25 protein-coding genes are annotated in these 23,073 nt (G+C 72.6%); 15 read left to right on the top strand and 10 right to left on the bottom strand.

What is annotated here, in order from left to right; all coding sequences use genetic code 11:
* Positions 1-8 precede the first annotated feature (8 nt).
* Entirely contained in the window at positions 9-221 is a 213-nt protein-coding gene (locus ACFYW1_RS00400; RefSeq protein ID WP_388985143.1) for an MbtH family protein, read from the top strand.
* Positions 218-1,696, top strand: a complete 1,479-nt coding sequence (locus ACFYW1_RS00395) for a DHA2 family efflux MFS transporter permease subunit (protein ID WP_388985141.1) — start codon at positions 218-220, stop codon at positions 1,694-1,696. Before ACFYW1_RS00400 ends, ACFYW1_RS00395 begins: the two co-directional genes overlap by 4 nt.
* 59 nt (positions 1,697-1,755) lie before the next feature.
* Here the strand turns inward: ACFYW1_RS00395 and ACFYW1_RS00390 are convergent, their stop codons facing one another.
* Genes ACFYW1_RS00390 through fhuB form a run of 3 tightly spaced genes read right to left on the bottom strand, consistent with a single transcriptional unit; the run spans position 1,756 to position 5,815 of the window.
* Positions 1,756-2,157 (bottom strand): SgcJ/EcaC family oxidoreductase, encoded by a 402-nt coding sequence (locus ACFYW1_RS00390; RefSeq protein WP_388985139.1) that lies wholly within the window; start codon positions 2,155-2,157, stop codon positions 1,756-1,758.
* Positions 2,158-2,191: 34 nt separating this feature from the next.
* Positions 2,192-3,427 carry an enterochelin esterase gene (gene fes / locus ACFYW1_RS00385; protein ID WP_388985137.1) on the bottom strand — a complete coding sequence of 412 codons (1,236 nt, stop codon included), beginning with the start codon at positions 3,425-3,427 and terminating at the stop codon, positions 2,192-2,194.
* Between the two features lie 51 nt (positions 3,428-3,478).
* On the bottom strand, positions 3,479-5,815 hold the full coding sequence (gene fhuB, locus ACFYW1_RS00380) for a Fe(3+)-hydroxamate ABC transporter permease FhuB (RefSeq protein WP_388985135.1): 2,337 nt from the start codon (positions 5,813-5,815) through the stop codon (positions 3,479-3,481).
* A gap of 143 nt (positions 5,816-5,958) precedes the next feature.
* Between fhuB and ACFYW1_RS00375 the strand changes: the two genes are divergently transcribed.
* The 7 genes from ACFYW1_RS00375 to ACFYW1_RS00345 all read left to right on the top strand — a co-directional run bounded on the left by ACFYW1_RS00375 (position 5,959) and on the right by ACFYW1_RS00345 (position 12,174).
* A complete protein-coding gene (locus tag ACFYW1_RS00375) occupies positions 5,959-6,795 on the top strand; it encodes a 2,3-dihydro-2,3-dihydroxybenzoate dehydrogenase (RefSeq protein WP_388985133.1) in 837 nt (278 codons plus the stop codon).
* 100 nt (positions 6,796-6,895) lie between these two features.
* Positions 6,896-8,101 carry an isochorismate synthase gene (locus tag ACFYW1_RS00370; protein WP_388985131.1) on the top strand — a complete coding sequence of 402 codons (1,206 nt, stop codon included), beginning with the start codon at positions 6,896-6,898 and terminating at the stop codon, positions 8,099-8,101.
* Positions 8,098-9,792: a (2,3-dihydroxybenzoyl)adenylate synthase gene (locus tag ACFYW1_RS00365; RefSeq protein WP_388985129.1), complete on the top strand. Its 1,695-nt coding sequence runs from the start codon at positions 8,098-8,100 to the stop codon at positions 9,790-9,792. Before ACFYW1_RS00370 ends, ACFYW1_RS00365 begins: the two co-directional genes overlap by 4 nt.
* A 13-nt stretch (positions 9,793-9,805) precedes the next feature.
* Positions 9,806-10,438, top strand: coding sequence for an isochorismatase family protein (locus tag ACFYW1_RS00360; protein WP_388985127.1), 633 nt, complete (start codon positions 9,806-9,808; stop codon positions 10,436-10,438).
* A 4-nt stretch (positions 10,439-10,442) separates the two neighbouring features.
* Entirely contained in the window at positions 10,443-10,673 is a 231-nt protein-coding gene (locus tag ACFYW1_RS00355) for a phosphopantetheine-binding protein (protein ID WP_388985125.1), read from the top strand.
* 319 nt (positions 10,674-10,992) lie between these two features.
* Positions 10,993-11,262 carry a hypothetical protein gene (locus ACFYW1_RS00350; RefSeq protein WP_388985123.1) on the top strand — a complete coding sequence of 90 codons (270 nt, stop codon included), beginning with the start codon at positions 10,993-10,995 and terminating at the stop codon, positions 11,260-11,262.
* A 54-nt stretch (positions 11,263-11,316) separates the two neighbouring features.
* Entirely contained in the window at positions 11,317-12,174 is an 858-nt protein-coding gene (locus ACFYW1_RS00345; RefSeq protein ID WP_388985121.1) for a helix-turn-helix domain-containing protein, read from the top strand.
* A 34-nt stretch (positions 12,175-12,208) separates the two neighbouring features.
* Here ACFYW1_RS00345 and dapF read toward each other — a convergent pair whose 3' ends face one another.
* Entirely contained in the window at positions 12,209-13,117 is a 909-nt protein-coding gene (gene dapF, locus ACFYW1_RS00340) for a diaminopimelate epimerase (RefSeq protein ID WP_388985119.1), read from the bottom strand.
* Entirely contained in the window at positions 13,087-13,332 is a 246-nt protein-coding gene (locus ACFYW1_RS00335; protein WP_388985117.1) for a hypothetical protein, read from the bottom strand. Before ACFYW1_RS00335 ends, dapF begins: the two co-directional genes overlap by 31 nt.
* 115 nt (positions 13,333-13,447) lie before the next feature.
* Between ACFYW1_RS00335 and ACFYW1_RS00330 the strand changes: the two genes are divergently transcribed.
* From ACFYW1_RS00330 to ACFYW1_RS00320, 3 genes are all read left to right on the top strand, one after another.
* Positions 13,448-14,254: a GntR family transcriptional regulator gene (locus ACFYW1_RS00330; protein ID WP_388985115.1), complete on the top strand. Its 807-nt coding sequence runs from the start codon at positions 13,448-13,450 to the stop codon at positions 14,252-14,254.
* Between the two features lie 51 nt (positions 14,255-14,305).
* Positions 14,306-15,211: a hypothetical protein gene (locus tag ACFYW1_RS00325; protein WP_388985113.1), complete on the top strand. Its 906-nt coding sequence runs from the start codon at positions 14,306-14,308 to the stop codon at positions 15,209-15,211.
* A 118-nt stretch (positions 15,212-15,329) separates the two neighbouring features.
* Complete coding sequence (locus tag ACFYW1_RS00320; protein WP_388985111.1) at positions 15,330-16,394, top strand: fatty acid desaturase; 1,065 nt, start codon at positions 15,330-15,332, stop codon at positions 16,392-16,394.
* 12 nt (positions 16,395-16,406) lie between these two features.
* Here ACFYW1_RS00320 and ACFYW1_RS00315 read toward each other — a convergent pair whose 3' ends face one another.
* From ACFYW1_RS00315 to ACFYW1_RS00300, 4 genes are all read right to left on the bottom strand, one after another.
* Complete coding sequence (locus ACFYW1_RS00315) at positions 16,407-16,661, bottom strand: twin-arginine translocase TatA/TatE family subunit (protein WP_388985109.1); 255 nt, start codon at positions 16,659-16,661, stop codon at positions 16,407-16,409.
* Positions 16,661-17,662 carry a sporulation protein gene (locus ACFYW1_RS00310; protein ID WP_388985107.1) on the bottom strand — a complete coding sequence of 334 codons (1,002 nt, stop codon included), beginning with the start codon at positions 17,660-17,662 and terminating at the stop codon, positions 16,661-16,663. Before ACFYW1_RS00310 ends, ACFYW1_RS00315 begins: the two co-directional genes overlap by 1 nt.
* Positions 17,663-18,040: 378 nt before the next feature.
* A complete protein-coding gene (locus tag ACFYW1_RS00305) occupies positions 18,041-19,003 on the bottom strand; it encodes an electron transfer flavoprotein subunit alpha/FixB family protein (RefSeq protein WP_388985105.1) in 963 nt (320 codons plus the stop codon).
* 114 nt (positions 19,004-19,117) lie between these two features.
* Complete coding sequence (locus ACFYW1_RS00300; RefSeq protein ID WP_388985103.1) at positions 19,118-19,903, bottom strand: electron transfer flavoprotein subunit beta/FixA family protein; 786 nt, start codon at positions 19,901-19,903, stop codon at positions 19,118-19,120.
* Between the two features lie 109 nt (positions 19,904-20,012).
* Between ACFYW1_RS00300 and ACFYW1_RS00295 the strand changes: the two genes are divergently transcribed.
* From ACFYW1_RS00295 to ACFYW1_RS00285, 3 genes are all read left to right on the top strand, one after another.
* Positions 20,013-20,738, top strand: a complete 726-nt coding sequence (locus ACFYW1_RS00295; RefSeq protein WP_388985101.1) for a TetR family transcriptional regulator — start codon at positions 20,013-20,015, stop codon at positions 20,736-20,738.
* A gap of 138 nt (positions 20,739-20,876) precedes the next feature.
* Positions 20,877-21,227, top strand: coding sequence for a zinc ribbon domain-containing protein (locus ACFYW1_RS00290; protein WP_262375966.1), 351 nt, complete (start codon positions 20,877-20,879; stop codon positions 21,225-21,227).
* A 69-nt stretch (positions 21,228-21,296) separates the two neighbouring features.
* Positions 21,297-22,142 (top strand): inositol monophosphatase family protein, encoded by an 846-nt coding sequence (locus ACFYW1_RS00285; RefSeq protein WP_388985098.1) that lies wholly within the window; start codon positions 21,297-21,299, stop codon positions 22,140-22,142.
* 67 nt (positions 22,143-22,209) lie between these two features.
* On the opposite strand, the gene ACFYW1_RS00280 is transcribed toward ACFYW1_RS00285, so the two are convergent.
* Complete coding sequence (locus ACFYW1_RS00280; RefSeq protein ID WP_388985096.1) at positions 22,210-23,043, bottom strand: nucleotidyltransferase domain-containing protein; 834 nt, start codon at positions 23,041-23,043, stop codon at positions 22,210-22,212.
* Positions 23,044-23,073: the final 30 nt, after the last annotated feature.

The raw sequence follows: 23,073 nt of genomic DNA, 5'->3' as shown, positions 1-23,073 counted from the left end.
CACCCCCGATGGCCGTGAACAGCGACGCACCCGTCAACCCCTTCGACGCCGACGGCGGGGCCGACGCCTTCCTCGTCCTCGTCAACGAACAGCGCCAGTACTCGCTGTGGCCCGAGTTCGCCGACGTGCCGGCCGGCTGGACGGCGGTCCACGGGCCGTGCCGGCGCCAGGAGGCGCTGGACCGGATCACCGCGCACGACACCGGGCTGCTGTCCCGGTGACCGCACCCGAATCCCGTACCAGGAGGGGCGGATGGCTGCCGGTGCCGCGCATCCGCCCCCGGCTCGCCGTGGTCCTGGTCTACGTGGCCGCGATGTGCATGAACGGCCTGGACTCGACCATCGTCAACCCGGCCCTCTACACCATCGCCGAGGACTTCGACCGGCCCGTCCAGGCCGCCAACACCGTCGAGACGGCGTTCCTGGTCGCCCTGGCGCTCGCCCTGCCGGTGGCCGGCTGGCTCGGCGACCGGTACGGCACCAAACGGGTCTTCCTCGGTTCGCTGGCCGTCTTCACCGCGGCCTCCGCGCTGTGCGGGCTGGCCTGGAACCTGCCGGTCCTGGTCGTGGCGCGCGCGTTGCAGGGACTGGCGGGCGGACTGCTGACCCCGGTGGGGATGACGCTGCTGTTCCGGGCGTTCGCCCCGCCGGAGCGGGCCAAACTGTCGAAGGTGCTGATCGTGCCGACGGCCCTGATGCCCGCCCTCGGCCCGCCGCTCGGCGGACTGCTCACCGAACACCTCTCCTGGCACTGGCTGTTCTTCGTCAACGTGCCGGTCGGCGTGGCCGCCGTACTGCTCGGCGCGATCGGGCTGCGCGAACACGTCGAGGGCACCGCCGGGCGGTTCGACCGGGCGGGCTTCTGGCTCGCCACGCCCGCCCTCGGCCTGCTCACCTACGCGCTCGGCTTCGGACCGGCGCACGGCTGGTCCGACCCGTCGGTCGTGCTGGGCGCGGTACTGGGCGCGGTGCTGCTGGTGGCGACCGTCATCCAGCAACACCGGGCCCCGGCACCCCTGTTGGGGTTGCGGCTGTTCGGCGACCGGTACTACGGGACGGCCGCCGCGCTGGCCGCGCTGACCGCGGCCGGGCTGATGGGCGTGCTGTTCGTCGTCCCGCTGCTGTTCCAGGCCGCCCTGGGCGGCTCCGCGCTGGACGCCGGGCTGAGCGTCTTCCCCGAGGCGATCGGCCTGATGCTGGCCTCGCAGACGGTGGACCGGCTGCTGCCCCGGCTCGGCCCCCGCCGTCTGGTGGTGGCCGCGCTGCTGGCGGCCGCCGTGGTGTTCGGCGCGCTCGCGGTGCCGGGCACGGCGGAGAACAGCTGGGCCGTGCGGGCGCTGATGTTCCTGATCGGGCTGGTGCTCGGAACGGCCGTGCTCACCGTGCAGATCGCCGGGTTCGAGACCATCGCGCCGCCCGACATGGGCCAGGCGATGGGCCTCTTCCAGATCGTCCGCACCCTGGGCGGCGCCCTCGGCATCGCGCTGTGCGCGGCCCTGGTCGGCGGCGGCGCGCACGGTGCGGGGACCACGATGGACGCCGGCCCGTTCCGTACGGCGGTGTGGGCCACGGCCGCCCTGGTGGCCCTGGCGGCCCTGTTCGCCCTGCGGCTGCCGCGCACGGCACCGCAGCCCCCGCCACTGGACGACGGGGCATCCGGCGGAGCCGGGAGCCCGGAGCCGATGGCCGCCCCCTGACGGCTCGCCGCCTCGCGCACGGGCGCCCCGCGAGCCGATCGCGGGGCGCCCGTGGCACGTCAGCCGGCGCGCACCTCGGTGTTCTGGCCGACGTGCAGCAGCCAATGGCCGTCGTCCCGGCGGGTCATGACGTAGAGCGGCGAGCCCTCCGAGTCGCCCTCGGGCGCGTGGTACACCTGGCGGATCTTCACGGCGGCCACGTCGGGCCGCAGGAACCGCGTGTGCACGACCTCGTAGGTGACCTCGCCGTCCCAGTCCGCTGCCGGCAGCACGACGCGCGTGAACGCGGCGATCTCGTCGAGGCCGACCAGGACCTTGCCGTGCGCGGTCGTCCAGAGGGCGTCGGGGTGGAAGAGGGCGAGGAAGCCGTCCGCGTCCTTGGCACGCTGGGTGCGCTCGACGGCGGCGACGATCCGTTCGATGGCTTCGATGTCCGTGGCGGGCACGGTGTCGGTGGTCATGCGGACCACCCTGCGACCTCGACCGCGGTCGAGGTCAACAGCCGTTCCCCGGCCGGCGCGGGCCGCCCAGCAGGTCCACCAGCGCGTCGGCCAGGCCGCCGCGCCAACAGGCGTAGTCGTGGCCGCCGTTGAACTCCCGGTAGGTCACGTCGTAGCCGCGGGCGCGCAGGACGTTGCGCAGCCGGCGGTTCTCCGCGAGGAGCATCCACTCCTGGACGCCCACCTCCAGCCACAGGCGGACCGGGCGGCGCTCCTCGCGGGCGTACTGCCGGGTGAGCCACTCCGCACCCTTGTCGGGGTCGTCGTCCGGCCACCAGAAGGAGCCCGACTGCGACACCGCGAGGCCGAACCGGTCGGGGCGCCGGAACGCGGCGAACGCGGCGGTCAGCCCGCCCGCGCTCTGCCCGGCCACCACGGTCCGCCCCGGCCGCACCGGCGCGCCGAACTCCGCCTCCGCCCACGGCAGCAGGGTGTCCGCCAGCCAGTCCACGAACGGCCCGTTGCAGCTCAGGTCGTCCATCCGGGCGCTCATCGTGTCCACCATCAGCGCCGCGGTCGGCGGCAGTGATCCGGCGGCGTGCATCCGGTCGAGCATGCCGCCGGCGTCCAGCACCGGCCCCCACATCTCGCCGTCGAGCAGCACGACGACCGCCTGCGGGGCCCCGTGCCCCGCCGGGCGGCGGACGGTCACCCGGCGGCCGCCGACCTCGTGCTCCGTCGACGTCCCGCGCGGCACGGGGCCGTCGTCGGCGACGTACGGCTGCGGCGGGGCGTCGGGCAGCGACAGCACCGAGGCCGGCCGGCGCCCGCCGTGGGACGGCAGGAGGGGCGCCGGGCCGAGCGGGTCGGGCAGGGCCCGGTCCAGCGCGGCCCGCCAGGACGCCCGGTCGGTGCGCAGCAGTTCCTCGCGGGTGCCGTGACCGGGCAGGAACTGGTAGGAGGCACGGTGGTCGGCGCGCAGCCGGTGGGAGAGCGCCCATGCGGAGGTGCCCTCGACGCGTCGCATCAGATGCCGGGTCAGGTCACCGGCGTGCCGGTCCCGGTCGGTGACGGTGTGCACCAGGAGCAGGACGTCCGTGGCGGGCCGGGCCGGGTCGTCCCGCCAGACGAAGGTGACCAGGCGGTGGGCCGGGTCGCCCTCGGGGTCGGGCTCGACCAGCGGGGTGCCCGTCCGTCCGGCGCGGAGCCAGAACGCCTCCTCGGCGCCCGGCACCCCGGCCCGGACCCCGTCGCGCAGGGTCCGCAGGGCGGGGCTGGGGAGAGCGGTCACGTTCGTCTGCCTTTCGTGCGAGTCGTGCGGAGGCCGGGGCGGGCGCGGCGGTCACACCCGGGTGGCGGCGGACCGGCCCAGCAGCACCCACAGCAGGAAGGGCCCGCCGAGCACCGTGGTCACCACGCCCACCGGCAGTTCGGAGCCGGAGAAGACGATCCGCCCCACGGTGTCGGCGGCCACCGTCAGCACCGCCCCGGTCAGCATCGAGGCGACCAGCGGCACCCTGAGCGGACCGGCGAGCCGGGTGGCGATGACGGGGGAGGCCAGCGCGACGAACGCCACCGGGCCGCACACCCCGACCGCCAGCCCGGCGAGGGCCACGGCCAGCAGCATGCACACCAGCCGCACCCGGTTCGGGTGGACGCCCACCGAGGTCGCGGTCACGTCGTCGAAGCGCAGCACGGCCAGGTGCCGCGCCACCGCGAGGGCCGCCGGGACGAGGACGACGAGCCCGATCAGTACGGGCACCGCCACCGAGTAGCCGCGCCCGTTGAGGCTGCCGGAGGTCCACACGTACAGCGAACCGGCCGAGTTGAGGGAGCGGCGGGACAGCACCACCTGGGTGACGGCGGAGGCCAGGGCCGACATCGCGAGCCCGACGACGAGCACCCGGTAGCCGCGGGTGCCCAGGCCGCCGGAGACGGCGGTGACGACGAGCACGGCGGCCAGCGCCCCGAGCGGCCCGGCCCACCAGTCGCCGAAGGTGCCGGTGGCGCTGAGCGTCACCGACAGCAGCACGGCGGCGGTGGCACCGTCGTTCACACCGAGCAGTTCGGGGGTGGCGAGCCGGTTGCGGGCCAGCGTCTGGGTCAGACAGCCGGCGAGCCCCAGGGCCGCACCGGCGGCCAGCCCGGCGACGATCCGGCCGAGCCGGAACTTCTGCACCAGCAGGACGTCGAAGCGGTCGCCCTGTCCGAACACCGCGCGGAAGGTGCGGACCACGCCCATGTCGCTCTGGCCCGCGTACGCGGACAGCACGACGGCCACCACCGCCAGGGCGGCGAGGGCGAGCACGGCGAGCGCGGGCCGCCGGTGCACCAGCAGGGAGAGCGGGCCGCGACGCAGGACCGCCGTGCCCGGGGCGAGCGCCCCGGGCTCCGCCGCCCCGTCCTTCCCGGCCGCCCCGTCCTTTCCGGCGGTCCGGGCGGGCCGCAGTTTCCGCAGGGCGCCGGTGAGTCCGGCCGGTACGAGGGTCCGGCCCGGCTCGGAGGGGGCGCCGTCGGCGGCCGGTTCGGTCATGCCCATCGCGGTCAACTGCCGCGAGCGCACGATGCCGATGAGGACCGGCGCGCCGATCAGCGCCACGATCACCGACACCGGCGCCTCGAACGGCCGGGACACCACCCGGGCCGCCACGTCCGCCACCGTCAGCACGCCGGCGCCGATCAGCCCGGCCAGCACGACCCGGGCCGCGGGCCGGGTGGCGGCCAGCGCCCGGGCCAGGAACCCGGCGAGGAGACCGAGGAAGGAGATGGGGCCGGCCAGCGCGACCGCGCCCGCGGTGAGCAGGGTCACGGCCACCGCGACCGTCGTACGGATCACCGAGGGGCGGTGGCCGAGGCCGCGGGCGAGGTCGTCGCCGAGGGCGAGGGCCGACAGCGGCCGGGTCACCAGCAGTGCCACCACGAAACCGACGACCAGGACGGGCAGCAGCCTGCCGAGCTCCCCGTATCCGTCCACTCCGGCCAGGGAGCCCAGCACCCAGAACCGGAACCGGTCGTAGGTCTCGGCGGAGTTGACCAGGATCACACTGGTCAGCCCGCCGAAGGTGGCGCCCAGCGCGGAACCGGCGAGCACCAGCCGCATGGGGGAACTGCCGTTGCCCCGGCCCGCGATCAGCAGCACCAGACCGCTGGCGACCACCGCGCCGACGAAGGCGCACACCAGGTAGGCGTAACCGGAGTTCAGCCCCAGCAGGGCGATGCCGGCCACCACACCGAGCGAGGCGCCCGCGTTGACACCCAGCAGACCGGTCTCGGCGAGCGGGTTGCGGGTCACGGCCTGGAGCAGGCAGCCCGCCACGCCCAGGGACGCCCCGACCAGGACGGCGGTGAGCGTGCGGGGCAGCCGCAGATCGCCGATGACCAGGGCCAGCCGGCTGTCCGAGCGGGCACCGTGACGATTCAGCAGATAGTCCAGCGCCCCGCCGGGGCCGACCTCGCCCGCGCCGACGCACAGCGAGACGCCGCACAGCAGGACGAGGGCGGCCGCGAAACCGGCGATCACCAGTCCGGTGCGGCGCCGGGAGGGCTCGGCCGCGGGACGGCGCTCCGTTCCGGTCACGGGGGCGGTGGGGGAGGGCCGCTCGGCCCCCGCCGTCAACGTCCCTGCGTTTCCGCCCTCTTGTCCGTCGGGGCGAGGGACCTCGGAATGCCGTATGCGCATGAAGTGAGGTTAGCCTAACCATAGAAAGTCGAGGTTGCCGGTCGAGCGGCGGGGGGCTGTCAACTTCGCTCAAATAAGGTTAGGCTTGCCTTACGAAATGGGGGTCAGTCGTGTCCGAAGTCATATCCGACGCTTCCGTGCCCATGGCGGAACGAACCACCGGGAGCCACGACGGCGGCCCGGGCGGGAGCGGAATTCTCGCCGGCCGCCGTGCCCTGGTCACCGGAGCGGGCCAGGGCATCGGCGCGGCCGTCGCCCGTGCGCTCGCCGCGCAGGGCGCTCACGTGGCGGCGACCGACCGCAGCGCCGAGGGCGTCGAGGCGCTCGCGGCCGAACACGCCGCAAACGACGGCGGGTCGAAACCCGGTGCCATCACCCCGTACGCCATGGACGTCACCGACGCCGCGGCCGTGGACCTTGTGACCGACACGGTCACCACCCGGCACGGCCCGCTGGACATCCTGGTCAACGTGGCGGGCATCCTGCGCCCCGGCCCGGCGGCCGAACTGTCCGACGAGGACTGGGCGGCCACCTTCGCCGTGAACGCCACCGGGGTCTTCCACACCGCCCGGGCCGTCGCCCCGGGCATGGCGGCCCGCGGCCGCGGCAGCATCGTCACCGTCGGCTCCAACGCCGCCGGCGTGCCCCGGGTGCACATGGGCGCCTACGCCGCGTCCAAGGCCGCCTCGGCGATGTACACCAAATGCCTCGGCCTGGAACTCGCCCGCAGCGGCGTCCGCTGCAACGTGGTCGCCCCCGGGTCCACCGACACCGCCATGCAACGCGCGCTGTGGCAGGACCCCGAGGCGCCCCGCCGGGTCATCGACGGCGACCCGGCCGCGTACCGCACGGGCATCCCGCTCGGCCGCATCGCCGACCCGGCCGACATCGCCGGGGCGGTCCTGTTCCTGGTCTCGGACGCGGCCCGGCACATCACCATGCAGGAGCTCTACGTCGACGGCGGCGCGACCCTTCGCTGACCGTCCTCCCCGCGCACATCCCGCGCACCGAAACACACCCCCGAACCCCCCGCACCGCGCGCCCGCGCCCGCAGCCGGACGTGCGAGAAACGGAGCCATCGTGTCGACGGCACCACAAGTCGCCGCGTCCCACACCCTCGCCGAGCCGGACCACCCCGCCGTGGGCGTGGCCACCGGGCTGCTCAACTCCTATGTCCCGGGCGCCCGTTTCCTCGGCACCCCGACCCGCACACTGCTCGGCGAAGGAGTGCACAGCGAGGTGCCGCACGACGAGCGCCCGCCGGCCCTGCGGGTGGCCGCCGCCCTCGCCGCGGCCCGCGCCGCCGGGCACACCGCCCCCCTCGTCATGGGCGCCATACCCTTCGACCAGGACGCCCCCGCCGCGCTCGCCGTGCCGGCCGTCCTGCACACCGCGCCGCCGCTGACCGCCGACCCGCTGGTCGCACTGCCCGCGGACCCGCCCTCGCGGGCCGACATGACGGTCCACCAGGAACCGGCGCCCGAGCGGTACGCGGCATCCGTCGCCGCCGCCGTCGAACGCATGTGGAAGGGCGAGTTCAGCAAGGTCGTGCTCGCCCGTACCCTGCGGATCGACGCCACCGAGCCGTTCGACGTCGCCGCCATGCTCCAGCGCCTGGCCCGCCGCGACCCCTCCGGCTACACCTTCGCCCTGCCCACCGGGCCCGACCGCACCCTGCTCGGCGCCAGCCCCGAACTGCTGGTCTCCCGGCAGGGCTCCCGCGTGGTCGCCAACCCGCTGGCCGGCTCCGTACCGCGCAGCGACGACCTCGCCGAGGACGTCCGACGCGCCGCCGCCCTCCTGGAATCCGCCAAGGACCTGCACGAACACGCCGTCGTGGTCAACGCGGTGGAGGAGAGCCTCGCCCGGTACTGCACCGGCCTGACGGTCCCCGTCCGGCCCACCCTGGTGCGCACCGCCACCATGTGGCACCTGTCCACCACCGTCACGGGCCGGCTCCGCTCCCCGGACACCGCCGCCCTCGAACTGGCCTGCGCGCTGCACCCGACCCCCGCCGTCTGCGGCACCCCCACCGACACCGCCCGCCGGGTGATCCGGGAGAGCGAGGGCTTCGACCGGGGCTTCTTCACCGGCATGGTCGGCTGGGGGAACGCCGACGGCGACGGCGAATGGGTCGTCACCATCCGCTGCGCCGAGGCGGAACCCACCTCGCTGCGCCTGTACGCCGGCGCCGGGGTGGTGGCCGCCTCCGAGCCCGAGGCCGAGACCGCCGAGACCGCCGCGAAGTTCCGCACCTTCCTCGGCGCCGTGGGGGCCCGGCTGTGACCGTCCACCCCACCCCGACCTGGCCCGCCGAGTACGCCGAGCGCTACCGCGCCGCGGGACACTGGCGCGGCGAGACCTTCGGCGCCATGCTGCGCGAGCGCGCCACCGCCCACCCCGACCGCATCGCGATCGTCGACCCGGCCGCCGGCACCCGCTGGACCTATGGCGAACTCGACGTCCGGGCCGACCGGCTCGCCGCCGGGCTGCTCGCCCGGGGCATCGGCAGGGGCGACCGGGTGGTCGTGCAACTCCCCAACACCGCCGAGTTCTTCGAGGTGATCTTCGCCCTCTTCCGGATCGGCGCACTGCCGGTCTTCGCGCTGCCCGCGCACCGCGAGTCGGAGATCGGCTACTTCTGCGAGTTCACCGGGGCCGCCGCCTACGTGATCGCCGGGGAGCACGACGGCTACGACTACCGGGAGCTGGCGGCGAAGGTCCGGGCCGAAGTCCCCACCCTGCGCCACGTGTTCGTCGCCGGACCGGACGCGGGCGCCTTCGAGCCGCTGGACGCGGTGCACACCGACCCCGTGCCGCTCGACGGGCCCGAACCCGGGGACCTGGCCTTCCTCCAACTCTCCGGCGGCAGCACCGGCGTCCCCAAGCTGATCCCGCGCACCCACGACGACTACATCTACTCGCTGCGCGGCTCCAACGAGATCTGCGCGGTGGACGAGCACAGCGTCTACCTGTGCGTCCTGCCCGCCGCCCACAACTTCCCGCTGTCCTCGCCCGGCACGCTCGGCGCGCTGTACGCGGGAGCCCGGGTGGTGCTCTGCCCGCGGCCCAGCCCCGAGACGGCCTTCCCGCTGATCGAACGGGAACGCGTCACCATCACCGGTCTCGTTCCGCCGCTCGCCCTGATCTGGACCGAGGCCGCGCCCACCACCCCGTACGACCTGAGCAGCCTGGACGTCCTGCTGGTCGGCGGCGCCAAGTTCAGCGAGCAGGCCGCACGGCGGGTCCGGCCGGCCCTCGGCTGCACGCTCCAGCAGGTGTTCGGCATGGCGGAGGGGCTGGTCAACTACACCCGCCTCGACGACCCCGAGGAGACCGTCGTCACCACCCAGGGCCGCCCCATCTCCCCGGACGACGAGATCCGCATCGTCGACGACGCGGACGAGGACCTGCCCCCGGGCAGCTCCGGCCACCTGCTGACCCGCGGGCCCTACACCATCCGCGGCTACTGGAACGCGCCCCAGCACAACGCCCGCGCCTTCACCCCGGACGGCTTCTACCGCACCGGCGACATCGTCCGCCGCACCGGAACCGGCCACCTGGTCGTGGAGGGCCGGGCCAAGGACCAGATCAACCGGGGCGGCGAGAAGATCGCCGCGGAGGAGGTCGAGAACCACATCCTCGCCCACCCCGCCGTCCACGACGCCAACGTGGTCGGGGAACCGGACCCCTACCTCGGCGAACGCACCTGCGCCTACGTCATCCTGCGCGCCGGCGCCGAGCCGCTGAAGCCGGTGGCCGTCAAACGCTTCGTCCGCGAACGGGGCCTGGCCGCCTACAAGGTGCCCGACCGCGTCGAGTTCGTGACCGCGTTCCCGCAGACCGGGGTCGGCAAGATCTCCAAGAAGGACCTCCGGGCCGCCGCCCACGGCGGCGCGGGGCCCGCCGCCCCCGAGCCCTCCGTCACCAGCCCCGAAACGGCCGCTCCCCGGCCGTCCGCCCCCGCACAGGACTGAACGAGACACCCACATGGCCCTGCCCAGGATCACCCCGTACCCCATGCCCGCCGCCGCGGATCTGCCGGCGAACCGGGTCGACTGGAAGGTCGACCCGGCCCGCGCGGTCCTGCTCGTGCACGACCTGCAGAACCACTTCCTCTCCGCCTACGACGTCGAGGCGTCCCCCGTCCCGGAACTCCTGGCGGGCGTGGCCGCCCTGAAGAAGCGCGCGGCGCAACTCGGCATCCCCGTCCTCTACACCGCCCAGCCGGGCGGGCAGACCCGGGAGGAACGCGGCCTGCAACAGGACTTCTGGGGCTCCGGCCTGCCGGACGACCCCACGGCCGCGGCGATCGCCGAAGCCGTCGCGCCCGGCCCGGACGACGAGGTCGTGACCAAGTGGAAGTACAGCGGCTTCGTCCGCACCGACCTGGCGGACCGGCTGGCCGTCCTCGGCCGTGACCAGCTCGTCGTCACCGGCGTCTACGCCCACATCGGCGTGCTGATGACCGCCTGCGACGCCTGGATGCGCGACATCCAGGCATTCGTCGTCGCCGACGCGGTGGCGGACTTCTCGGCCGAGGAACACGCCATGGCCCTGCGCTGGGCCGCCGGCCGGTGCGCCGTCGTCACCACCGCCGACACCGTTCTGGAAGGGATCTGACCCCGTGGCACTGACCCTGCAGCAGATGCGCGAGGACATCGCCGACATCCTCGGCGAGTCCGTCGACGACATCCCCGACGACGAGAACCTCGTCGACTACGGACTCGACTCCATCCGCCTGATGGCCCTGGTCGGCCGCTGGCGCGAGGCGCACGGCCTCGACATCGCCGTCGCGGACCTCGCCGAGCGCCCGGCCGTGGAGGCATGGGCCGGACTCCTGGGGGCCACGGCCTGACACGGCCCCCGCTCCGGGAAGCACCACACCCCCGAACGCCTGCGCCCGCGAACCACCGACCGGGCGCGGCCGTTCGGGGGTGTGGTGCTTCCCGGGACGACCGCGAACGATGAGCCGGACATAAGTTGATGAATCAAACCTACCCGCCGAAAGGTATATCCAGCTCATTCGGTGCGGACCGCGAGCAAGTTCCGGCACATAATTCCAGACTTTCGAGAATGTGCCGAAAGGTGAAGCAAGTCGATGGCAGGGCTGTGGGCGCACGTGCAAGCTCGGCAGTGCAATGTCATTGAAAGCCGGGACGGCGCGGGAGGAACTCGTGGCACTTCGATTGCTGTGCAAGGATCCGGAGAGTCCGAACAACGGAAGCCCCACCCTGTACTATGACGACTGCTCAGGAACCTACCTGCTCCAGTCCTGGAAGGTCCTCGACACGGCACGCCTTTCGGAAATCTCCATCCCCGAGCACGAGACGATCGTCGAGTTCCCCGAACGGATGCTTTCCCTCTTCCCGCCGTCACGGCTTTCGGAGGAGAGATGCCGGTGCGGGGGAAGGATAGAGGTCGAGGGGGCGGGCCTGGAAGGGTAGTCGGAAATCCGGTGGCCGCTGGCCAAGCCGGACGGCGGCCACCACACTGTCCTCATGAGAAACTCCAGCGTCGAACGGGCCAGAGAGAATCTGGGCAGCCAATTCCGCACCCTGCGTCGGAGCCGCGGCATCAGCGCCCGCGAACTGGCGGGGTTGGCAGGGTGGCACGAATCGAAATGCAGCAAGATCGAGAACGGAAAAATGGTGCCGTCCGAAACGGACATCCGCACCTGGGCCCGTCTGTGCGGTGCCGCTGAGCAGGCGGAGGATCTGGTGGCGGCAGCCGCCGGTGTCAAGGGAATGTACATCCAGTGGCGCGAGATGGAGGTCACCGGACTTCGGAGTGCCCAGAGCAAGGTGCTTCCGATATGGGAGAACGCGACCGATTTCAAGGCGTACTCGCATTCGCTCATACCGGGACCGCTCCAGACCCGTGAGTACACCCACGCCGTTCTTTCCTCGATCAGGAACCGTCGCTCACTGGTCGATGATGTCGACGCGGCGGTCGAGACCCGGGTGCGGAAACAGGAACTCCTCGACGACCGGAGGCGCAATTTCCGGATCCTGATCGAGGAGTGCGTGCTGCGCCGCCGCATCGGGGGGCCCGACACACTGGTCCGGCAGATGGCCCGCCTCGTCGACGTCAGCGCACTGCCCAATGTCGAACTCGGCATCATCCCGGAGGACCGGAACTCTCCGGTGCGCGACCGCATGTGGCCGGTCGAGGATTTCTGGATATTCGACCGGATGACGGTGAACGTGGAGCTGGTCGCCGCCTTCATGACGTTCACCACCGCACAGGAGATACGGCTTTACGAGCAGGCTTTCGATGAACTCGCGGAACTCGCCGTTTTTGGAAGAGCAGCACGCTCCCTCATCGCCACGGCGCTCAAGGACGTCAACGACGGATAGCGGGAACGCACCGCACGGATCCGAACAACCGGTTTCACGCCCCGGTGTCCCACAGCGGAGCCCCGATCGTTCCGTGAGCCACGATCTGCGCCGCTCCCGCCAGCTCCATCTCTCCTTCGGGACCCACTCCCACCCGGAGCCGTCCGCCGGGTGAGTCGACCAGGTACTCGCCCGGACCGGAGCGGCGCGTGCCGGCCCGGAAGGCCGCCACGGCCGCGCAGGCGCCGGTGCCGCAGGCGAGGGTCTCCCCGACACCCCTTTCATGGACGCGCAATTGGAGGTGCTCAGCGGTATGGGACACGACGAATTCGACCGTGACGCCGAGCGGATACGCACCGGCCGGCTCGACCAGGGGCGCTGACCGCAACGATCCCGGGGCCGTGAGGTCCGAAAGCATCACGACCGCGTGGGGATTGCCCATGTCCACCTGGGTGGCGGGCCAGCTCCGCCCGCCCGCCGTAACGGTGATTCCCCCGGGGCCGGGCAGCACGGGGCGTCCCATGCCGACACCGATCGGCGCTCCAGCGGAGTCGGGCACGTGGACCCGGCGGATCCCGGCCCGGGTGGCGATGCGGATGTGCCCGGGGGCGCAGAGCCCGGTGTCCACGAGGTAGCGGGCCAGGACCCGGATGCCGTTGCCGCACATCGCGCCACGGCTCCCGTCGGCGTTGCGGTAGTCCATGAACCACTCCGCGGTGTTCGCCATGTCCCCGGCCTCCGGTTCGGCCGCGCACCGTACGGCCCGGAGGATTCCGTCCGCGCCGACACCGGTACGGCGGTCGCACAGCCGCATGGTGTGTTCGGCGGACAGGGGGAGGCCGCCGTCGGGGTCGGGGAGTATCAGGAAGTCGTTGCCCGTGCCGTGCCCCTTGGCGAACGGGCGGTCCGTCGAGGAGGAGACACCCATGCCGGTCAGTCCCGCTTCCCGGTGATGCGCAGCCACGCGGTCCTTCCGGTGGCGGTGGTGTTCAGGCCGTAGGTGTCACCGGCCTCCAGCACCGAGAGCAGACACGGCCAGGAGTCGTCCGGGACCCGGGAGACGTCGCTCACGACACGGATCGCACCGGTTTCGTCGAGGACCTCGGGCGGACGTCCGGTGAGCGCGGTGAGCCGGTCGACCACCTCCCGCACCAGCTCGGCCGGAGGTGTCTCCTTCATGGCTGTCACCGCTTCGATCAGGCGTTGATCACACAGAGAATTGCTGGTTAACCAGCTTGTGACCCGCACGTTAGCTTGTCAATGCGTACAGGACGGCCCTGTGGCGAGGAGAGGTATGACTGACGGGGCAGCAGTGGCGCACCCCTATCAACGTGTTGCCGCCGCCCTGCGGGACCGGATCGGACGCGGGGTGTGGCCCGCCGGTCACAGACTCCCCTCGCGCCAGGCGCTGGGGCGGGAGTTCGGGGTCGGGGAGAACGTCGTCCGGCGTGCCCTGGAGTTACTCGTGCTCGAAGGGCTGCTCGAAGGCCGGGCCGGCTCGGGTACCTACGTCCGCGCACGCCAGGAGCAGCGGTTCATGCTGCGCAGCCTCGTCGGGCGGGACGGCGGCCCCGCCCCGCACGGATTCGACGGCACCTGGGAGGCCGAGAGCGTGGCCCGGGTCGCCGCCCCCGGCCCGGTCGCCGACCGCCTCCGGCTGCGCGACGGCGAACTGTGCGTCCGGACGGCGTACGAGTTCCTGGCCCCCGGCGGCCGCCCGGTCATGCTCTCGACCAGCTGGGAACCGATGACGGTCACCGGAGACAGCGTGGTACTGCTGCCCGAGGGCGGTCCGCTGGCCGGACGGGGCGTGGTCGCACGCATGGCCCACATCGGCATCGAGGTGGAGCGGGCGGTGGAGTTCGTCCACCCGGTCCGGCTCGATCGCCGGCAGGCGGAACTGCTGGGCACGGCCACCGGAACCCTGGCCGTCGGGATCCGGCGCACGCACTACGACACGGACGACCGCCCGGTGGAGACGGCGGACATGGTGATCCCGGTCGAGCACTGGGACGTCGCCTACGAGATCCGGCTCGACGGATCCGGCACGAAGGGGCTCCGGGCGACGGACGGCCGGCCCGGAACGCCGAGAGCACGATGACATCGATGACGGCGCGGTCCGCAACGGCCGCGCGTGGGGGGAGCTGTTCCTATGGCGGAACGACGTCGTGACCCGGTGACCCGGGTCACCGACCTGCTGGTGTCGCCCGTCCTGAACGCACTGTTCGGCCTCGTGGGCGTCCTCGTCCCGGTCGCCGCCTGGATCAGCGAACGGGCCGAGGTCAGGAACACCCTGCTGATCGCCGAGACGGCCGTCGTCATCGCCCTGACGGCAAGCCACCTGTGGCTGCGGAAGGCGTACATCACCCTGCGTCGGGTGAACAATCCGAAGCTCATGGACGACGTGCGCTACTACGACCTCATCCGCAGCCATCTGGAGAACGAGCTGATCTCCGACTACGGGGACATCGCCGACGGCCACATGAGGGTCTACGCGAGCGAGGTCCCGCAGGTGTCGGTACTGCTCGTGAACACCCTGGCCGAGTCCGGTTCCGCGCCCCGGCGCATCCTCGCCGCCGATCTGACCACCAACCCCTCGCTGCTCACCGGGCGTCGCGAGTACCAGGCCGCCAACCGGCGCTTCACCGAGAGCGGCGGCAGCATCGATCGGCTGTTCATCGTCCGCCGTGAAGACCTTCTCCGGCAGGGCTTCGTGGCCGACCTGCTCCGGCTCGTCGACCGGCACCGGCAGTTCGGCGTCACCTGCGGCCTCGCCGTGCGCGAGCGGCTGCGCGCCGAGGAGGCCGTGGACTTCATCGTGTTCGCGTCCGCGGCCGTGCTGGTCGAGGAGGAGCAGGGCGACGCCGACTACCGGCAGGGCCGCTCCAGCGTTTATTTCAAGGGCGTGGAACGCTGGGTCCGCCGCTTCGAGTCCGTCTGGGGGCAGGGCGCCGACGCGGCCCCGCGCAGGCTGGAGAAGTACGAGGCGGTGGTCCGTCCCATGCTGGGGGAGGGTGACTGGGTGAGGGAGATCGCGGAGACGGAACTCGACCGCTGAAGCGGGACCGTCGCCGGATCGAGGCGAACAGCCCCACGATCTGGTGGACCAGATGTACGGTGAGTGACGTCCTGGGCGGGGGTGTTCCCGTCCCGCGTCTGTACGGGGACCACTCACCATGCTGCTTGCCGTCGGCGTCATCGCCCTGGGCCTCGTTCTGCGCCAGCCCGACCACATCCAGTTCGCCGTCGGCCGCCCCCGTTCCGCGGGTTCCGCCGAACTGCTGGCGCTGCAACGGTCGAGGGCCAATGACTGGACCCCGACGATGCTGCTCCTGGGGCAGTGGACCCAGATCGTCGGCTGGTGGCTGCTGGCCGGACAGGGAGCCCTTCCCGCCGTCGCCGCCGCGCTCGGCGTGGCGGTGCAGTTCCGGCACCTCCAGGAGATAAGCCACTTCGCGGTCCACGGAGTCCTCGCACGCAGCGCGGGGGCCAACCAGTGGCTCGCCGAAGTGTTCGTGCACCACCCCATCGCCCTGGGGCCCGTCCGCATCCGCCGCGTCCGGCACGTGCGCGAGCACCATCCCAACGCCGCCGTGCCCGGCGCCGACCCCAATCTCGCCGAACTCGAACGGGCCGGACTGCGCCCCGGGCTCGGCACCCTGCGCTTCGCGCTGGCCGTCGTGCACCCCCTGACCCCGCGGGGCATGGGGGCGACGGCGGCCACGCTCCGGGGCAATCTGCGCCACCACGGGGCCAGCCGCCCGCTCGCCGCCCTGGGAGTGCTCGCCGCCGCTTACCTCGTCGGCGGGTGGCCCGCGGCGGTCTGCGGGGTCCTCGTGCCGCGGCTGCTGCTGTATCCCCAGCTCGCCTGGCTCAGCCTCTTCGTCGAACACACCTGGTTCGACCCCGAGTTCAGGACGGGCTCCCCGGCCCGGACGGAGGCGGGACGATGCCTGCGCCTGTATCCGTCCAACCGGTTCCTCGCACGCGTCGCGTCGACGACCTGGCTGCCGTACGGCGACCTGTACCACTACGCCCACTCGGCCCATCCGGGCATGCGCTGGAACTACCTGACCGCCTACGAACGCGACCTGGAACAGCCGCACTTCATGCCGTCCGCCCTCGTCCTGGGCCCGGCCTCGGTCGCCCGGCGCCATCTGCGGGCCCTCGCGGCCGGCCGAGGAGACACCACACCCCCGAACGGCTGTCGGGCCGCTCGTGCGAGCGGCCCGACAGCCTGACGGCCCAACAGATCAGGCGTGCCCCGGCGGCCGGTCCGTGCCCGGCTCCGGGGCCCCGGTGTCCCGGCGGTCGACGGTCTCGCCACGGATGACGCGGGGCGGCGCGGTTTCCCCGTCGCCGTCCGGGCCGTCCTTCATGGCCCTGGCCTCGGACTTGAGGATGCGGGCCGACTTGCCCGCGGAACGGGCGAGGTCGGGGAGCCGCTTGGCGCCCAGGACGAGTATGACCACGACCAGGATGATCGCGAGTTCGCTGAGGCCGAACATCAGTCGTCGCCCTCGTCCTCGTCGTCGCCTTCGAAGAAGTCCCCGACCTCGTCGACGACTTCGGCCGCGACCATGCCGCCGACCACCCCGACCGCGAGCCCGGCGGCGCCCACCGCGACGGCCGTGCCGATGCCCGGCCCGGAACGGTGACCGCCCTCGTGGGAGTGGTGCCCGTGCTGCGCGGGGTACGGGCCGTCGTGCCCGTACGAGGACTCCGCCGCGTACGCCGACCGGTGCTCGACCAGCTGCCGCAGCCAGCCGTCCACGAGCGCCGTCCAGTCCTGGTGCTCCACCCCGTCGTGCGGGACCGTGAACCGGCTGAGCGCGTCGTGCCCGTCGGAGAAGGGGCCGCCGCGCTTGTCGGCCTCCAGGACCACTTCCATGCCGCCCGGCGAGGCGAGGAAGGTGACCTCGATCTCGTTGACCGCGTGCGCGTACTGCGGTGCCGGGGACAGCTCGATCTCCTGGTAGAAGGGGAGTTGCTGACCGGTGCCGCCGATGTGCCCGTACTCCAGGTCGGCGGACTTGAAGCCGAAACCGAGCCGGCCGAGCGCCTCCAGGACGGCCTCCTGCGCCGGCAGCGGGCGGACGGTGAGCCGGTCCAGGTCACCCTTGTCCTTGGCCCCGGCCACCGCCAGTTCGGTGCGCACGCCGAGGACGATGCCCAGGTCCTGCCCGTACAGCTCGGTGATCGGGGTCTCCCACGGCAGGGCGACCGTGAACGGAACGCTGCGCCGCTCGCCCTCGGCCAGCCGGAAGCCGCCGCCGACGGTGAGGCGCTCGAAGGCCACGACGCCCTCGCTCTCGCCCTCCTCGTGCTCGGACTCCACCCGCGCGACGAGCTCCAGCGTGATGTGCTCGATGTCGAAGTCGGCGTTGCCGCCCTTGAGATGGACCTGACCGGACAGCGGGCCGCCCGGGGCGACCGCCCCGGGATCGAGGACCGTGTCGACGGTGGGGCCGCCCACGCCGAGCGAGCCGAGCAGTCGTTTGAACACCATGGCGGCGTTCACTCCCTTATGTGCGTACGAGGGGTGCGGGGGAGCCCGGGCACCTCCCGAGGAAGCACCCGAACTCTACAGACGTGTAGAAGCATAGGGCCGGTGAAGGGGGCGCAGGAGCCGTGCGGGCCCGGTGGGCGGGAAAGTCCGAAAAGGATCGCCCACGAGGTCCGGACAGCCACTTGACGAGCGCGTTTTGCCGTGATTTTACCGTGCCCCGGTGAGCGTACCGCCCGGCGCCGTACCGTGGCGCACGCCTCGGGGCGGAGCCCGCCCCAGGTGGTACGCGACCGGCCCCGCCGACGCGGGGGAGCGTCGGCGGGGCCGGTGGACGGATCTCCGGGCGGCCCCGGGAACGGGGCGCCGCGGCCTGGGTCGTCATCCCTTGCGGGAGTTGACTTCCTCGGTGAGCTGGGGGACGACCTGGAAGAGGTCGCCGACCACGCCGTAGTCGACGAGGTCGAAGATCGGGGCCTCGGCGTCCTTGTTGATCGCGACGATCGTCTTGGACGTCTGCATCCCGGCCCGGTGCTGGATCGCGCCGGAGATCCCCGAGGCGATGTACAGCTGCGGGGAGACGCTCTTGCCGGTCTGCCCGACCTGGCTGGAATGCGGATACCAGCCCGCGTCCACCGCGGCCCGCGAGGCACCCACCGCCGCCCCCAGCGCATCGGCCAGCGCCTCGATCACCGCGAAGTTCTCCGCACCGTTGACCCCGCGCCCGCCCGAGACCACGATCGCCGCCTCGGTCAGCTCCGGACGCCCCGTCGACTCACGCGCCGTACGCCCCGTCACCCGCGTCCCCCGCGCCGCCGCCGAGAACTCCACCGCCAGCTCCTCCACCACACCCGCTGCGGGAGCCGCCTCCACCCCGGCACTGTTCGGCTTCACCGTCACCACCGGCACACCCCGCGACACCCGCGAACGCGTCGTGAAGGACGCCGCGAACACCGACTGCGTCGCCACCACACCCTCCGCACCCGCCTCCAGATCCACCGCATCGGTGATCACACCCGAACCCAGCCGCAACGCCAGCCGCGCCGCCACCTCCTTGCCCTCCGCCGACGACGGCACCAAAACCGCCACCGGCGACACCACCCCGCACGCCGCCTGCAACGCATCCACCTTCGGCACCACCAAGAACTCACCGAACTCCGCACCCACCGCGGTCAGCACCCGCACCGCACCGTGCTCGGCCAGCACCGAAACCGTCTCACCGGCACCCTCACCCACCGCCAGCGCCACCGGCTCACCCACACGCCGCGCCAGCGCCAAAAGCTCCAGCGTCGGCTTGCGCACCGCACCGCCCACGTGATCGACAAAAACCAGAACCTCAGCCATGGAACCCCAACCTCCTGCGAATCAAAGACGGAACGACAACACCCACACCGGCCCCACCGAAGCAGCCACCGGCACCACCAGCCCCCACCGAAACGGCCAGGACCGGCAACCCGGTCAGATGAACTTCTGGCCCGCCAGGAACCCGGCCAGCTGCCGCCCGCCCTCGCCCTCGTCCTTCACGACCGTGCCCGCCACACGCGCCGGACGCTCCGCCACCGACTCCACCACGGTGAACGCACCCGCCAGCCCGACCTCCTCCGCCTCGACCCCCAGATCGGACAGATCCCACGACACCACCGGCTTCTTCTTCGCCGCCATGATCCCCTTGAACGACGGATACCGCGCCTCACCCGACTGGTCGGTCACCGACACCACCGCCGGCAACGACGCCTCCACCAGCTCCGAGGCCACATCCCCGTCACGACGCCCCGACACCACACCACCCTCCACCGAAACCTCCGACAACAACGTCACCTGCGGCACACCCAGCCGCTCCGCCAGCAACGCCGGCACCACACCCATCGAACCGTCCGTCGACGCCATCCCCGACACCACCAGATCGAACCCGGCCTTCTCCACCGCCCGCGCCAGCACCAACGACGTCCCCATCACATCCGAACCATGCAGATCCTCGTCCTCGACATGCACCGCCTTGTCCGCACCCATCGACAACGCCTTGCGCAACGCATCGCGCGCATCCTCCGGACCCACCGTCACCACGGTGACCTCCGCACCCTCCACCCCGTCCGCGATCTGCAACGCCTGCTCCACCGCGTACTCGTCGAGCTCCGACAACAGACCGTCCACATCCTCACGGTCCACCGTCAGATCATCGGCAAAACGCCGCTCACCCGTCGCATCGGGCACGTACTTCACACAGACAACGATCCTCAAGCTCACGCCGGCTCTCCTACCTGGGTGTGGTTCGTAGAGACGACATTATGGCACTCAGTACCCTCTGTAAAGGAACCCGGTGCCAGAAAGCTCTTTTCGGTGCTACGTTCCCGGCATGACTGACGCACGCAGACCGGCGAAGAAGGCCCCCATGCGGGAGGTGCTCGCCGAGGCGGCCTTCCAGCTCTTCCTGGAGCGGGGCTTCGAGCGGACGACGGTGGACGACATCGTGGCGCGGGCCGGGGTCGGGCGCCGGTCGTTCTTCCGGTACTTCCCCTCCAAGGAGGACGCGGTCTTCCCGGACCACGAACGGTGCCTCGCCGACATGACCGCCTTCCTCGCGGAGGCCGGCGACGCCGAGCCGGTCGACGTGGTGAGCGACGCGGCCCGGCTGGTGCTGCGCATGTACTCCGCCAACCCGGAGTTCTCCGTCCAGCGCTACCGGCTCACCCGGGAGGTGCCCGGACTGCGTACCTACGAACTGTCCGTGGTGCGCCGGTACGAACAGACGCTGGCCGGCTACCTCCGCGGCCGGTACGGCGAATCGGCCGACGGCGCGCTGCGGGCCGAGGTGATCGCGGCTTCCGTGGTCGCCGCGCACAACAACGGGCTGCGGAGCTGGCTGCGTTCGGGCGGCGAGGGCGACGCGGAGGCCGCCGTCGACCACGCGCTCGGGCTGGTGCGCCAGGTGTGGGGGAGCGGGATGGACGGAAACGTGGCGCCGCCCTCCGCCGACGGCGACGTGGTGGTGATGGTCGCGGCGAAGGGCGCCCCGATGTGGCGCGTCGTCCAGCAGGTCGAATCGGCCCTCGGGCAGGGCGGACGCCCCGGAACGGCATGATCTGGCACTGAGTGTCTTTACGTTTCGACACTCAGTGCCCTATGGTGCGGACGCGTGCCGACGCGCAGACGCGGCGCGCTCCGAGCCGAGCGCAGGGGGTCGAACGTGTCCCAGTCGTCAAGTGGCACCGCGCGGACGGTGCATGAGGAAGCCGGCCTGACCTACCACCGATGCCGCTGGTGCGGCACGGCCTCCTTCCGGAGGCTGCTGTGCCCGGTGTGCGCGTCCAGCGACCTGGAGTCCGAACACAGCGCCGGTCCCGGTGTCGTGGTGCGGTCGGGCGTGGTGCACCGCTACACCGAGGCGGCCCGCAACGAGTCCCTCGTCCGGTTCCCCGAGGGCTTCGTGTTCCGCTGCCGGGTCGTGGGCGCCGCGCCGGACCGGGTGGCGGTCGGCGCCCGGGTGCGCCCGGCCGTCGTCGAGGGCCCGGACACCGGAGAGGTGGTCTTCGAACTCTGCGACCCGCCGGGGCACGACGACTGGTACTGACGCCGACCGGTCACGCCCCCGTCACCACCGGGTCGCCGGCGCCCGGGAGGGACATGATTGGCTGGAGGCATGATCGATGACTTTCTCGCCCATACCGCCGGGGACGCCGGACACCTGATCGAGGTCGAGGCGGCGGTGCGCGCCGCCGCCGCTGCCGAGATCATGCCCCGCCACCGGCAGCTGGCCGCGCATGAGATCGTCGAGAAGAACGGCCCGCACGACCTCGTCACCGTCGCCGACCGCCTCGCCGAGGAACACCTCACCGCCGCGCTCACCGCGCTCCTGCCCGGCTCCGTCGTCGTCGGGGAGGAGGCGGTGCACGCCGACCCGGGGGTGTACGACGCCCTGCGCGGCGACGCCCCGGTGTGGATCGTCGACCCGGTCGACGGCACCCGCCAGTTCGTCCGCGGCGAGCAGGGCTTCTGCACCCTGGTGGCCCTGGCCCACCGCGGCGAGCTCCTCGCCTCGTGGACGTACGCACCGGCCCTGGACGAGATGGCGGTCGCGGTCCGCGGTCGCGGGGCCACGCTCAACGGCAGGCCGATACGCTCGGGGGCGCCCGCCCCCGGCGCCGTCCTGCGGGTGGCGATGTCCCACCCCGACTACACCACCGACGCCCAGAAGCGCGCCCTGCTCGGCCTGCGCACCGAGGGCATCGACGCCCGCCCCTGCGGCTCGGCGGGGCTCGAATACCTCGACATAGCCCGCGGTGACAAGGACGCCGTCGCCTTCAACTGGGAGTACGCCTGGGACCACGCGGCGGGTCTGCTGCTGGTCGCCGAGGCGGGCGGAGCCCAGGCCACGCTCTCCGGCGCCCCGTTCCGCATCGCGGGCGGCAACGACCTGCCGTTCACCGCGGCACGCGACGGGGCGACCGCCGCCCGCGTCCTCGAAGCGCTGCGCACCGGAGCCTGACCGACCGCTGCGGCCCGGCGCCGTACCGTCCCGGGCCCACGCCCGGGGCGTACGGCAGGCCCCGGGATCAGGCACGCGGCGCGATCGCCGACCGCACCTCGCGCACCAGTTCCGCCGCCCGCTCCACCGCCGCCCCGTCCAGCCCCCGCAACACCGCGTCGACCCGGTCCGCGTAGCCCGCCGGAGTGTCCGGCAACGCCGCGGCGGCGGCCGTGGCGCCCTTCTCGTTGAGGCACCAGACACGATGGTGGGCGTGCAGGGACTGGGCCAGGACGCCGAACGCCCGCGACAGGCACAGGGCGACATGGACCGTGTCGCCGGCGGGCGCCGACTTGCGGGCCGCCGCCACCGAGAAGTCCGCCTCCCACGCGGCTTCGACGAGGGCGGTGCGCAGCGGTTCCGGATAGTGCCTCGTACGTTCCTGAAGGTCGGTCAACTCGCCCAGCGGGTCGGCCAGTACGCGAGCCGACGCGACCTCGCCGGGGTACGCGGGGGACCAGAAGCCCAACGGGTGCCCCGGCTGCACGCCCACCTCGAAGCGGCCCTCGCGGCAGTCCTCCCAGACCGCCTCCACCCGGTCCAGGTCGCGCAGGATCCAGTCCACCGCGACGCCGTCCACCCGCAGCCATGTCCCGCCGTCGACCCAGGGGCCCCAGCCGCCGGGACCGGCGACCTCGGCCGGGGCGCCCTGAACCTCGGACGCCAGCGCGGTCAGCGCGGCCACGTCGGGAGTGCCGCGGTAGTACAGGCCCAGATCCCAGTCGGAGTCCGGGCGGTGGGTGCCGCGGGCCCGGCTGCCGCCCAGGGCGACGGCCCGGATTCCGGGCAGATCGGCCAGGCGGGAGGCCATGTCGAGGATGTGGGAGGGCACGGGCGCGGCAAGGGAGTTCAGTGGGTTCATCGCGCGTGACCCTACCCCCGGCCGGGGCGC

The organism is Streptomyces sp. NPDC002669 (assembly GCF_042889165.1).
Classification (GTDB): Bacteria; Actinomycetota; Actinomycetes; order Streptomycetales; family Streptomycetaceae; genus Streptomyces.
The sequence above is the reverse complement of the archived record's forward strand: the minus strand, read 5'-3'. Positions and strand labels throughout refer to the sequence as shown.

Excerpts from the sequence above, each read along its gene's own strand:
- ACFYW1_RS00400 (WP_388985143.1), top strand. The coding sequence starts at position 9 with ATGGCCGTGAACAGCGACGCACCCGTCAACCCCTTCGACGCCGACGGC.
- ACFYW1_RS00390 (WP_388985139.1), bottom strand. The coding sequence starts at position 2,157 with ATGACCACCGACACCGTGCCCGCCACGGACATCGAAGCCATCGAACGG.
- fhuB (WP_388985135.1), bottom strand. The coding sequence starts at position 5,815 with ATGCGCATACGGCATTCCGAGGTCCCTCGCCCCGACGGACAAGAGGGC.
- ACFYW1_RS00375 (WP_388985133.1), top strand. The coding sequence starts at position 5,959 with ATGGCGGAACGAACCACCGGGAGCCACGACGGCGGCCCGGGCGGGAGC.
- ACFYW1_RS00360 (WP_388985127.1), top strand. The coding sequence starts at position 9,806 with ATGGCCCTGCCCAGGATCACCCCGTACCCCATGCCCGCCGCCGCGGAT.
- ACFYW1_RS00345 (WP_388985121.1), top strand. The coding sequence starts at position 11,317 with ATGAGAAACTCCAGCGTCGAACGGGCCAGAGAGAATCTGGGCAGCCAA.
- ACFYW1_RS00335 (WP_388985117.1), bottom strand. The coding sequence starts at position 13,332 with ATGAAGGAGACACCTCCGGCCGAGCTGGTGCGGGAGGTGGTCGACCGG.
- ACFYW1_RS00330 (WP_388985115.1), top strand. The coding sequence starts at position 13,448 with ATGACTGACGGGGCAGCAGTGGCGCACCCCTATCAACGTGTTGCCGCC.
- ACFYW1_RS00325 (WP_388985113.1), top strand. The coding sequence starts at position 14,306 with ATGGCGGAACGACGTCGTGACCCGGTGACCCGGGTCACCGACCTGCTG.
- ACFYW1_RS00320 (WP_388985111.1), top strand. The coding sequence starts at position 15,330 with ATGCTGCTTGCCGTCGGCGTCATCGCCCTGGGCCTCGTTCTGCGCCAG.
- ACFYW1_RS00315 (WP_388985109.1), bottom strand. The coding sequence starts at position 16,661 with ATGTTCGGCCTCAGCGAACTCGCGATCATCCTGGTCGTGGTCATACTC.
- ACFYW1_RS00310 (WP_388985107.1), bottom strand. The coding sequence starts at position 17,662 with ATGGTGTTCAAACGACTGCTCGGCTCGCTCGGCGTGGGCGGCCCCACC.
- ACFYW1_RS00305 (WP_388985105.1), bottom strand. The coding sequence starts at position 19,003 with ATGGCTGAGGTTCTGGTTTTTGTCGATCACGTGGGCGGTGCGGTGCGC.
- ACFYW1_RS00295 (WP_388985101.1), top strand. The coding sequence starts at position 20,013 with ATGACTGACGCACGCAGACCGGCGAAGAAGGCCCCCATGCGGGAGGTG.
- ACFYW1_RS00285 (WP_388985098.1), top strand. The coding sequence starts at position 21,297 with ATGATCGATGACTTTCTCGCCCATACCGCCGGGGACGCCGGACACCTG.
- ACFYW1_RS00280 (WP_388985096.1), bottom strand. The coding sequence starts at position 23,043 with ATGAACCCACTGAACTCCCTTGCCGCGCCCGTGCCCTCCCACATCCTC.